Annotated in this window: 11 protein-coding genes and 1 pseudogene; 5 read left to right on the top strand and 7 right to left on the bottom strand. The window is 64.4% G+C overall.

All coding sequences use genetic code 11. The annotated features are described in order from the left end of the window. The coding region (locus WA702_RS02120; protein WP_425108871.1) for an acyl-CoA dehydrogenase family protein at nt 1-430 on the top strand (430 nt) is incomplete at its 5' end. A 216-nt stretch (nt 431-646) separates the two neighbouring features. After that, entirely contained in the window at nt 647-1,465 is an 819-nt protein-coding gene (locus WA702_RS02125) for an enoyl-CoA hydratase/isomerase family protein (RefSeq protein WP_425108872.1), read from the top strand. Nucleotides 1,466-1,647: 182 nt separating this feature from the next. Here WA702_RS02125 and WA702_RS02130 read toward each other — a convergent pair whose 3' ends face one another. The 3 genes from WA702_RS02130 to WA702_RS02140 form a co-directional block, all read right to left on the bottom strand. After that, entirely contained in the window at nt 1,648-2,409 is a 762-nt protein-coding gene (locus tag WA702_RS02130; protein WP_425108873.1) for a hypothetical protein, read from the bottom strand. A 178-nt stretch (nt 2,410-2,587) separates the two neighbouring features. After that, the gene (locus tag WA702_RS02135; RefSeq protein WP_425108874.1) at nt 2,588-3,376 is read right to left on the bottom strand and encodes an enoyl-CoA hydratase; all 789 of its coding nucleotides are present in this window, start codon (nt 3,374-3,376) and stop codon (nt 2,588-2,590) included. Nucleotides 3,377-3,541: 165 nt separating this feature from the next. Next, complete coding sequence (locus WA702_RS02140) at nt 3,542-4,765, bottom strand: ABC transporter substrate-binding protein (protein ID WP_425108875.1); 1,224 nt, start codon at nt 4,763-4,765, stop codon at nt 3,542-3,544. 205 nt (nt 4,766-4,970) lie between these two features. Here WA702_RS02140 and WA702_RS02145 point away from each other — a divergent pair, with 205 nt between their 5' ends. The 3 genes from WA702_RS02145 (at nt 4,971) to WA702_RS02155 (ending at nt 7,609) form a co-directional block, all read left to right on the top strand. Beyond that, entirely contained in the window at nt 4,971-5,735 is a 765-nt protein-coding gene (locus tag WA702_RS02145; RefSeq protein ID WP_425108880.1) for a thermonuclease family protein, read from the top strand. Nucleotides 5,736-5,792: 57 nt separating this feature from the next. Continuing rightward, nucleotides 5,793-7,235 (top strand): M48 family metalloprotease, encoded by a 1,443-nt coding sequence (locus tag WA702_RS02150; RefSeq protein WP_425108876.1) that lies wholly within the window; start codon nt 5,793-5,795, stop codon nt 7,233-7,235. Nucleotides 7,236-7,318: 83 nt separating this feature from the next. Further along, nucleotides 7,319-7,609: a hypothetical protein gene (locus tag WA702_RS02155; RefSeq protein WP_425108877.1), complete on the top strand. Its 291-nt coding sequence runs from the start codon at nt 7,319-7,321 to the stop codon at nt 7,607-7,609. A 153-nt stretch (nt 7,610-7,762) separates the two neighbouring features. On the opposite strand, the gene WA702_RS02160 is transcribed toward WA702_RS02155, so the two are convergent. The 4 genes and pseudogenes from WA702_RS02160 to WA702_RS02175 all read right to left on the bottom strand — a co-directional run. Then, nucleotides 7,763-8,605, bottom strand: coding sequence for a CarD family transcriptional regulator (locus tag WA702_RS02160; RefSeq protein ID WP_425108878.1), 843 nt, complete (start codon nt 8,603-8,605; stop codon nt 7,763-7,765). A 493-nt stretch (nt 8,606-9,098) separates the two neighbouring features. After that, a complete protein-coding gene (gene fdxA, locus WA702_RS02165; RefSeq protein WP_425108879.1) occupies nt 9,099-9,437 on the bottom strand; it encodes a ferredoxin FdxA in 339 nt (112 codons plus the stop codon). 116 nt (nt 9,438-9,553) lie between these two features. Further along, nucleotides 9,554-9,865 (bottom strand): RNA-binding S4 domain-containing protein, encoded by a 312-nt coding sequence (locus tag WA702_RS02170; protein ID WP_425108881.1) that lies wholly within the window; start codon nt 9,863-9,865, stop codon nt 9,554-9,556. Nucleotides 9,866-9,891: 26 nt separating this feature from the next. Further along, nucleotides 9,892-10,392 (bottom strand): annotated as a pseudogene (locus WA702_RS02175) (helicase-related protein); the annotation flags it as partial.

Here is a 10,392-nt window from a genome sequence, read left to right on the forward strand (position 1 = left end):
GGCAACGAGCGAGCTCGCTTATGAACGCTCGGGGCCCGAACGTTTCCTCGAGACCTATTACGTGCTGACCGAGCTCGTACGCGCGGTCGGCCCCAATCCGGACAGCCGCAGCGCCGAGGGCATCGGACGGCTGGTCGCGCAAGTTCACACCATGCGCCGCATGTCGGTGTCGGTGGCGGGCATGCTGCAGGCCGGCAAGGAGCCGGTGGTGGAGGCCTCGATCGTCAAGGACATCGGCACGGTGTGGGAGCAGCGGTTGCCGCATCGCGTGCGCGACCTCGCCGCGTTCGTCGACGAAGAAGCCGGCAATCGCGAGACGCTGGAGCAGCAGCTCACCTTCGCAATCCGCACCGCGCCGAAGCTGACCATCCAGGGCGGCACCACGGAAGTGCTGCGCGGCATCATCGCGCGCGGGCTGGGGCTGCGGTAGGCATTGATTTTGAAACCTAAGCGGCTTGCTCAGTGTACCCTCTCCCCTTGTGGGAGAGGGTGGCGAGCGAAGCGAGCCGGGTGAGGGGTCTGCATCCGCGGAGACAGACCCCTCGCCCGGCTCGCCGTCGCATCCGCGCCGGCGATCCACCCTCTCCCACAAGGGGAGAGGATGCGCCGCCCGGGCGGTTACATTTACGCTCACCGGAGACACCACATGACCAAATTCACTGACATCGGCGTCGAGGTCCACGACCATGTCGGCCTGATCGAAATCCGCCGGCCGCCGCTGAACTTCTTCGACATTTCGCTGATCAACCAGATCGCCGACGCGCTGGACCAGTTCGACAACAACATCGAGATTCGCGCCTCGGTACTGGCAGCCCAGGGCAAGGCGTTCTGCGCTGGCGCCAATTTCAACGATCCGGCGCGGCAGGCCCAGGAAGCCCGCGAGACCGAGAGCAAGGCGAAGGGCGATCCGGCCGACAGTCTCGGCCCGATCAACCATCTCTACATCCAGGCCGTGCGCATCTTCCGCGCCAAGAAGCCGATCGTCGCCGCGGTGCAGGGCGCCGCAATCGGCGGCGGCCTTGGCCTCGCGGTGTCGGCCGATTTCCGCGTCACCTGCCCCGAGGCGCGCTTCTCGGCCAACTTCACTAAGCTCGGCTTCCATCCGGGTTTCGGGCTCACGGCCACGCTGCCGGAGCTGATCGGCAAGAACAATGCGGAGCTGATGTTCTACACCAGCCGTCGCGTCACCGGCGAGGAGGCCTATCGCTGGGGCCTTGCCAACGTGCTGGTGCCGCAGGATCAAGTGCGCTCGGCCGCGCTGAAGCTCGCTGCCGAGATCGCCGAATGCTCGCCGCTCGGCCTGGTCTCGACCCGCGCCACGATGCGTGCCGGCCTCGCCGACCGCGTGATGTCGGCGACGAATCACGAGCTCGAAGAGCAGACCCGGCTGCGCGCCACCGAGGACTTCAAGGAAGGCGTCAAGGCTACCGAGGAACGGCGCGTCGCCAATTTCAAGGGACGGTGACGGCGCCTCGTCTGCGCCACACCCCGATGTCGTCCCGGCCTCGCGCCGGGACCCATACGCCGCGGCGTTTGTTGTTACGAAAGGTACCGACCGGACTGCCTCACAGCACGGCCGCGGCGTATGGGTCCCGGGTCAGCGCTCGCTTTGCTCGCTTGCCCGGGACGACGGCTAAACGCAATGGCTCACGCTGTTAGCGAAAACGTCACGCCACCAAGCATGAAGCTGTCGTCCGTCACCGCATGCCCGCGTGCCTGGGCCGCGGCGAGGACTCGCGAAACATCAGCTACCCGAAATATCAGCCCACTCATGATCTCCTCCTCGCCGGGTACGAAGCGGATGCGCCCATTCGGCAGTTCGAGCTGCGGCATTTCGTCGGCATCGATGGTCGGCGCGATGCCGAGGATCCGTCCCCAATGCAAGGCGAGATCGGCCGGCGCCTCGCTTTGCAGTTCGACTGCAATCAGCGCCCGCGTGACGTCCTTGCGGATCGCGCGCTGCCAATCCGGCCCGGCTGGCGGATAGGCGCCGAACACATCGTCGCTGCCGTCGGTGTGATTGAACTCGATGAAGGCGGCGCGGCAATCGCGCGGATGCAGCTGCACGCCGTGATAGGGCGCGTGATCGATCACGTTGGCGGTCCGCACGCCGAGCGCATTGGCGCAGCGACCACGCGCATCGGGATCGTCGCAGGCGAAGATCGCCATGTAGCCGCCGCGGCCGCCGGTCTTGTCGAGGAAGCGGCCGGCCGCCGTGCCTTCGCGCGCCGGCGACACCACTTCGAGCAGGATGCTGTCGACGGGCATGAGCGCATTCTCCAGCCCGTATTTGCCGACATGCGGGTCGCGATAGCAGACCTCGAGGCCCATGATCGCGGTGATGTCGGAGACCACGAGTTCGAGCTTGGGCGCCACCAGGCAGATCTGACGGAGGTGGAGATGGTTCATGACACGCTTCTCTCGCGACAGCTGCGCCTAGCAAGAATCCTCTTCATCCTCGCGTCATTGCGAGCGAAGCGAAGCAATCCAGAGCAATGCAAGAATTCTGGATTGCTTCCGCCGTCGACCTTCCGGCTACGGCGGACAAGTCGTCGCTTCGCTCCTCGCAATGACGGCAAGCGCGCAACTACTTTCCCTGAAACACCGGCTTGCGCTTTTCGACGAAGGCTTTGGCGGCTTCCTTGTGGTCGGCGGTTTCGCTGCAGCGGGAGTGATGGATCGCCTCGCCGTCGAAGCAGGCCTCTAACGAGGAGGTCTCGGCGTTGTTGATGTTGCGCTTGATGTAGCCGAGCGTCACTGTCGGGCCCTGCGCCAGCGACATTGCCAATTCACGCGCGGCAGCCTCGACCTCGCTGTCGGGCACGACCTTCGTCACCATGCCCAATGCAAGCGCTTCGCTGGCGGTCAGAACCGGCGAGGTCAGATAGAGTTCGCGCGCCCTGGCGCTGCCGAGCAGTTGGGTGAGGAAATAGGTGCCGCCGTAATCACCGGACAAACCGACCTTAGCGAAGGCGGTCGTGATCTTGGCCGATTCGGACGCCACGCGCAGATCGCACGCCAGCGCCATCGACAGGCCGGCACCGGCCGCGGCGCCATCGACCTGCGCCACCACGGGCTTCGGCATCAGATGCAGAATGCGCGACACCTCCATGCGCTCGCGCAAGGTGGAGACCTTGGCCTCGAACATCGTCGGCGCCCTGCCCTCAGCCATCGACTTGACGTCGCCGCCGACGCAGAAGGTGCCGCCGGCGCCCTTGAGCAGCACCGCGCGCACGGCCGTATCCTCGACCGCGCGCGTCGCCGCGTCGACCAGCGCCTTGGTCATCTCCGGATTGAGCGCATTGCGCCGCTCCGGACGGTTCATGGTGATGGTGAGCAGGCCGTCTTCGAGTTGCTGCAGGACGATGTCGGACATGGGCGATGCCTCGTTCTTATTAGTTGGGCTTTTTTTCCGTCGTTCCGGGGCTCGTCGAAGACGCGAACCCGGAATCTCGAGATGGTGGACTCAGGTCGACGTCCCCCGATGCGCAATTGCGCATCTGTGGTTCGATGCTTCGCATCGCCCCGGAACGACGTTGCTTCACTTCTTCACCAGCGGGCAGCGGGATTGCTCTAGCGGCTGGAACGCCTGGTCGCCCGGCACGGTGGCGAGCAGCTTGTAATCGTCCCAACGTCCCTTCGATTCGCTCGGCTTCTTCACCTCGAACAGATACATGTCGTGCACCATGCGGCCGTCCGCGCGGATGTGGCCGTTCTTGGCGAACATGTCGTTGATCGGGGTGTCGCGCATCACCTTCATGACGGCGCCTGGCTCAGTGGTCCCCGCGGTCTTCACCGCGTTGAGATAATGCAGCACCGACGAATAGACGCCGGCCTGCGCCGAGGTCGGCACCCGCTTGGTGCGCGCCATGAAGCGCTTGGTGAAGGCGCGGGTGTCGTCGTTGAGATCCCAGTACCAGGCTTCTGCCAGCAGCAGGCCCTGCGCAGTCTCCAGTCCGACGCTGTCGATGTCGGACACGAAGGCGAGCAGCGGCGACAGCCGCTGGCCGCCCTTGGTGATGCCGAACTCCGCCGCCTGCTTGATCGCGTTGATGGTGTCGCCGCCGGCGTTCGCGAGCCCGATCACCTTGGCCTTGGAGGCCTGCGCCTGCAGCAGGAAGGATGAGAAATCCGACGTGTTGAGCGGATGACGGACGCTGCCGAGCACCTTGCCACCGGTCCTGGTCACGACAGCGCTGGTGTCCTTCTCCAGGTCCTGGCCGAAGGCGTAATCCGCAGTCAGGAAGAACCAGGTGTCAAGCCCGGATTTCACCGCGGCGAGGCCCGTGACGTTGGCCTGCGCGTAGGTGTCGAACACATAGTGCACCGTGTACGGCCCGCAGGCCTCGTTGGTGAGCCGGATCGAGCCCGGACCGTTGAACATGATGATCTTGTTGCGGGCCTTGGCGATCTCGCCCGCGGCGAGCGCGGTTGCGGAGGCCGCGACGTCGTAAATCATCTCGACGCCCTGGTTGTCGATCATGTCGCGGGCGATGTTGGCGGAGAGATCGGCTTTGTTGAGATGGTCGGCTGCGATCACCTCGATCTTGCGGCCGAGCACTTCGCCACCAAAATCCTCGACCGCCATCTTGGCCGCGGTCTCGCTGCCGATACCGGTGATGTCGGCATACAGGCTCGACATGTCGAGGATGCCACCGATCTTCAGCGGCGGCTTGTCCTCCGCCTGTGCGCCAGCGGTGGCCAGCGTACACAGCGACGCCAATGCAAACAGCGACGCGCACACGCCGGATCGAATCCGTCTCATCAATTGTCCTCCCTGCCGGACACGCCGCATCAGCGACGGCCGTTATCGTGGTTGGCCGTATCATGCCGCAGCGTCGCTAGCGCAGCAAGCTCCGCTGCGACATGCGTTTTTTCCGTTCGATGGAATGGATGTTTCGTGAGATGATGTGCTCATGTCGAATCTGTCAGGGGACGCCGACAGCATGCCTGCGCATCGCGCCTTGCCGATGCTCGCCGTGATTGCGCTCGCGATCGGCCCGGTGTCGTCGCTACATGCGGGCACGCCTTGCGCGTTCACCGAGCAGGGCGATGGCCATGTTACCGAGATCGTCGACAGCAGCAGCTTCCGTCTCGATGACGGACGCGAGATCAAGCTCGCTGGCATCGAGACCACCGTCGCCGACCCGCATCGCGACGCTCGCGCGGCGTTGACGGCGCTGATTGCGAATCACGACGTGACCTTGCGCGGCGACGACGATGCGCCAGACCGCTATGGACGGCAGCGCGCCTTCGTCACACTCACGGGCTCCGGGACACTGGTGCAGCGGGAATTGCTGGCGCAGGGCGACGCACTGGCCGCGGCTGACATCGCGGATCCGGACTGCGCGCGCCTGCTCGGGGCGGCGGAAGCCGAAGCCCGCGCCAATCACCGTGGTATTTGGGGCGCGGCCGTCATAAAAAACGCGGAAAGTCCAGACGATATTTTGTCTGGGATTGGGCGATTTACGGTTGTCGAGGGGAAGGTGTTGTCCGTACGACAGGCGGGCGCGACCACCTATCTCAACTTCGGATACAACTGGACACGGGGCTTCGCGGTGACTATTTCAAAGCGCATGATGCCCGTGCTCGAGACGGGCGGGTTTGCCGTTAAATCCCTCGAAAATCGACGGATTCGGGTGCGCGGCTGGGTCGAGACTCAGCGCGGCGGGAATTCTGGGCCGAGGATCGATATTCTCCGGGTGGCCCAAATCGAAATTTTGAACAACAACTGACCACGAAGGTACGTGAGTAGCGACGTGAACGGATTTGTGCAGCAGCACGAGAGAGCGATGATTCGCGGCCTTCAGGTCGCGTCCGCCTTGTTGTGCGCGGGCCTCGCGCTCGCCGGCTGCAGCGGCATGGGCAATGTGCAGACCAGCACGGCACCGTTGCCGACGCCGCGGCCGAAGCCGGCCATCGTGCAGACCACGCCCGCGGCCGATCGCGAGCATGAACGCATCCTCACCACCTATGGTGGCGCGTACGATGATCCTCATCTCGAGGCCCTGATCAACAAGACCGTCGAGCGGCTGGTTGCGGCGTCCGATCATCCGGAGCAGGGCTACAAGGTCACCATCCTGAACTCGGGGGCGGTCAACGCCTTCGCCCTGCCGACCGGGCAGCTCTATGTCACCCGCGGCCTGATCGCGCTCGCCAACGACACCTCGGAATTGTCCTCGGTGCTGAGCCACGAGATGGCGCACGTGCTGGCGAAACACGCCACCAGCCGCGAGGACCAGGCGCGGGTCGTCACCCGCGTTGCCTCCGACGGCGATCCCGATTTCACCGCGCTGGCGCTGGCCAAGTCCAAGCTGACGATGGCGAGCTTCTCTCGCGCCCAGGAATTCGAGGCGGACGGCATCGGCGTCGGCATCTCGGCCAAGGCGCATTTCGACCCCTATGGCGCTGCCCGCTTCCTGAGCTCGATGGAGCGCAATGCCGAGCTGAAGGCCGGCAAGACCCCGATCGATCTGCGCGCGCAGGACTTCCTGTCATCGCATCCGGCCACGCCGGAGCGGGTGCAGAACGCGGCCACGGTGGCCAAGAACTACGTCACGCCGGACGCCAACGAGCACGATCGCGAGAGCTATCTCTCGGCGATCGACAACATCGTCTATGGCGAGGACCCGAGCGAAGGGTTCGTGCGCGGCCGCCGCTTCCTGCATCCGAAACTCGGCTTCACGTTCCAGGCGCCGGAGAACTACACGCTCGACAATACCGCGCAAGCCGTGATCGGTGTCCGCGAAGGCGGCGCGCAGGCGATGCGCTTCGACGTGGTACGGGTACCGGCGGAACAGTCGCTCGGCGACTATCTCAACTCCGGCTGGATGGAAGGCGTCGACAAGTCGGCGACCGAGGATATCACCATCAACGGCTTCCCGGCGGCCTCGACCACGGCCAGCGGCGATCCCTGGCAGTTCAAAGTCTACGCGCTGCGCTTCGGCACCGACGTCTATCGCTTCATCTTCGCCACGCGGCAGAAGACCACCGAGAGCGAGCGCAACGCGCGCGAGACCGTCAACTCGTTCCGCCGCCTGACGCTCGACGAGATCCAATCGGCGCGGCCGCTGCGGATCAGTGTCATCACCGTGCAGCCGGGAGACACCGTGGAATCGCTCGCGCACCGCATGAGCGGCGTCGACCGGCCGATCGAACGCTTCCGCGTGCTCAACGGGCTCGACGCCCACGCTCAGGTCAAGGTGCGCGACCGCGTCAAGATCGTGGTGGATTGAGGGTTGGAGTTGCGATAGCGGGGAGGCGAGTATCGACTCCTGCAGTGCAAGCCGCCGCGCATCGTTGCAGTCGAGGACGTGCCGTGATCGAAGCTTCCGCCGATATGGTCGTTGCTATCGCTTGGTATCAGCCAGACGAATGGGATCAGCTCAGGCAGCTTTGCCCTGATCTGGACGACACCTATGAAGAGTGGCTCGCCGCGGCTCAAAAAGCAGTCGAAGATCTTGGCGATCGTCTGCAGGGACGGATCGTGAAGGTCGTCTTGACCGTCGATGAGCTTCGGAGATGGAAGCGGGCCACCGGCCGCGAGGTCACTTCGAAAGTCCGCGGTCAGCTAGCCGTCAAACTCTCGAAGCGACAATTTGAGAGCTGACGATCGTCGCGCTGAACCGAAGCCCGGCCACCCCTGTGCAGCCCACAACGTTGTCAGACCACGTGTACAGTTTTGGTCAGCTGCTACCGTGGCGCGAATAAAAAAGCCCGGCCTTGCGGCCGGGCTTTGGTATTCAATTGAATCGGTGACGTGTTACGCCGCCTCGTCGGCGACCGCGCTGTCGTCGCCATCGACATCGTCGCCCTCGGCGTCAGCCTCGCCGTCGGCACCGGCTTCAGCTTCAGCCTTCGCGCCGCGGCGCGGGCTCTTGGCGAGCTGCGCCTCGATTTCCTTGACCGCTTCGGTCTCGGTCGAGTGCTGCACCACGGCGATCTCGCGGCTGAGACGGTCGAGCGCCGCCTCGTAGAGCTGGCGTTCGCTGTAGGACTGCTCAGGCTGCGACTCCGAACGGTAGAGGTCCCGCACCACTTCCGCGATCGCGACGATGTCGCCGGAGTTGATCTTAGCTTCGTATTCCTGGGCGCGACGCGACCACATCGTGCGCTTGACGCGGGCGCGGCCCTTCAGCGTCTCCAGCGCCTTCTTGACCAGCGTCGGGTCGGACAGCTTGCGCATGCCGACATTGGCGACCTTGGCGGTCGGCACGCGGAGCGTCATCTTGTCCTTGATGAAGTTGATGACGAACAGTTCGAGCTTGGCGCCCGCAATCTCCTGCTCCTCGATCGCCAGGATCTGACCGACGCCATGCGCCGGATAGACCACATATTCGTTGGTCTTGAAGCCCTGACGCTGCGTCAACACCTTCTTCTCCGCAGGCGCCGGGGCAGGTGCGGCCGGCTTGGCGGCGGTCACGGGCTTGGCAGCAGCGGCCACAGGCGGCGCAGCCTTGGGGGCAACCGTCTTCGGTGCGGCAGGCTTCGGCGCAGCAGGCTTTGCAGTCACCTTGGCAGCAGCGGCCTTCGAGGCCGTCGCCTTGGCAGCGGTCTCTTTGACAGGCGTCTTGCTAAGAGGCGTCTTGGCAGTCTTTTCAGGCATTGCGCTTCTTTTGTTCTTTGTGGACTTGGCAGCCGACGCCTTCGCGGCAGCCCGAACTTCCTTTACAGGAGTACGGGCACGGCTCTTGGAAACGCTGCGGCTCGCCGCGGCGGCTTTTTTAGTACTCTTGGAAGCACTCTTCTTACGCGTTTTCTGTGACACAGCCTGCGCGCGGAACTGCCACGCCCCTGTTTGATGTTGCGGGAACCGAAAAGGGCGGCCACAAAGTACGCAATGGCCGGGTTGGCTCTGAGAATGTGTCCAATATAACACATTCTCCGCAAAAATCAATGATTTACAGGGCGGGCGACTGGTATTGTGACGGTCCTGCGCCGTTAGGGTTAAGTGGAGCGCGGTGTGGCTCGAACAATTGCAGTCATCGCCGACCGCAATCGAGCCTTACGTCATTGTTTCCGCGTGGTGTTTTCCCAACATAGGCGCCCTTTGCGGCGCTTCGGCGGCAGCCCAGCGGCTGCATTGCGGCAGTGCAATATCAGTCGCCGGAACCGGGATTTTTCGAGAAAAATTTATCGAATTTACCGGCCTCGCCGTCGTGCTCCTTGGCGTCGTCCGGCGGGTCTTTCTTCTGGGTGATGTTGGGCCAGGTCTTGGCATAGTCGGCGTTGATGCCGAGCCACTTCTCCAACGCCGGCTCGGTGTCCGGCTTGATCGCATCCGCCGGACATTCCGGCTCGCAGACGCCACAATCGATGCACTCGTCCGGGTGAATGACGAGCATGTTCTCGCCCTCGTAGAAGCAATCGACCGGACAGACCTCGACGCAATCAGTGTATTTGCATTTGATGCAGTTTTCAGTGACGACGTAAGTCATCCAGCGCTCCGGAACGAGTCTAAAAACGTGTTGGCGCTTGGACTAGCGCAGGACGTGATGTGCTGCAAGTGAAGCGGGTTCAAGAATTGAATCCTAAATGACGCCGGCAAGCCCGGTCACGACCGCTCGCTCAGTTCTTCGTAGAGCACGCGTGCGGAGGTGGCGTCGCCGCGGCGCTCCGCGAAGCCCACGATCTTGAGCACGCGCACGCTGCGGTCGAGCGCGACGGTCAGCACGTCGCCCCGCTTCACGCCATGACCCGGCGAGGTCTCGCGCGCACCGTTGATACGGACATGCCCCGACGTGACCAGCGCGGCGGCGCTCGAGCGCGCCTTCACCACCCGTGCATGCCACAGCCATTTGTCGAGGCGCTGGCGTTCTGACGGAGTCTCGGACGTTAGTGTCGCCCTCTCTGCTCGACACGCGATCAGCGCTGCACGATCCCGGCCCTTGCCTAATCCTTGCGGTTGTTCGCCGACAGCTGCTCCTTGAGCGCCGCCAGCTTGGCGAACGGCGAGTTCGGATCGATCGGCCGGTCGCGCTCGCGCGGATTGGCGCTGGAGGCGTAGGGCCGCAGCGACGGGCCGCCCTTATCGCGGCCGCCCTTGTCGCGGAAGTCGCGGCCGCCACGCCCCTCACGCTCGCCGAACTTGCCGCCCTTGTTGTTGTTACGGTCACGATCGCGACCCTTGTTGTCGTGATCGCGACGCGGCCCGCGATCCTCGCGTGGCGGCTGGGCTTGACCCTGACTTTCGCCGGCGGCCTGCTGCGGCGCGCCGTCGCGCGGCGGTCCCTTGCGGAAGTCCTTGCCGAACTCCTTGACCCGGTCGCGACGGCCACCACCAGCGCCACCACCACCATGACGACGTTCGCCCCCGCGCTGCTCGCCCTCGCCCGTGGCGCCACTTGCGGCCTGCTCGCCGTTAGCCTGCGGCTGCTGGCCACGATCCTGGTG

Source organism: Bradyrhizobium sp., from assembly GCF_049798375.1.
Taxonomy (GTDB): Bacteria; Pseudomonadota; Alphaproteobacteria; order Rhizobiales; family Xanthobacteraceae; genus Bradyrhizobium.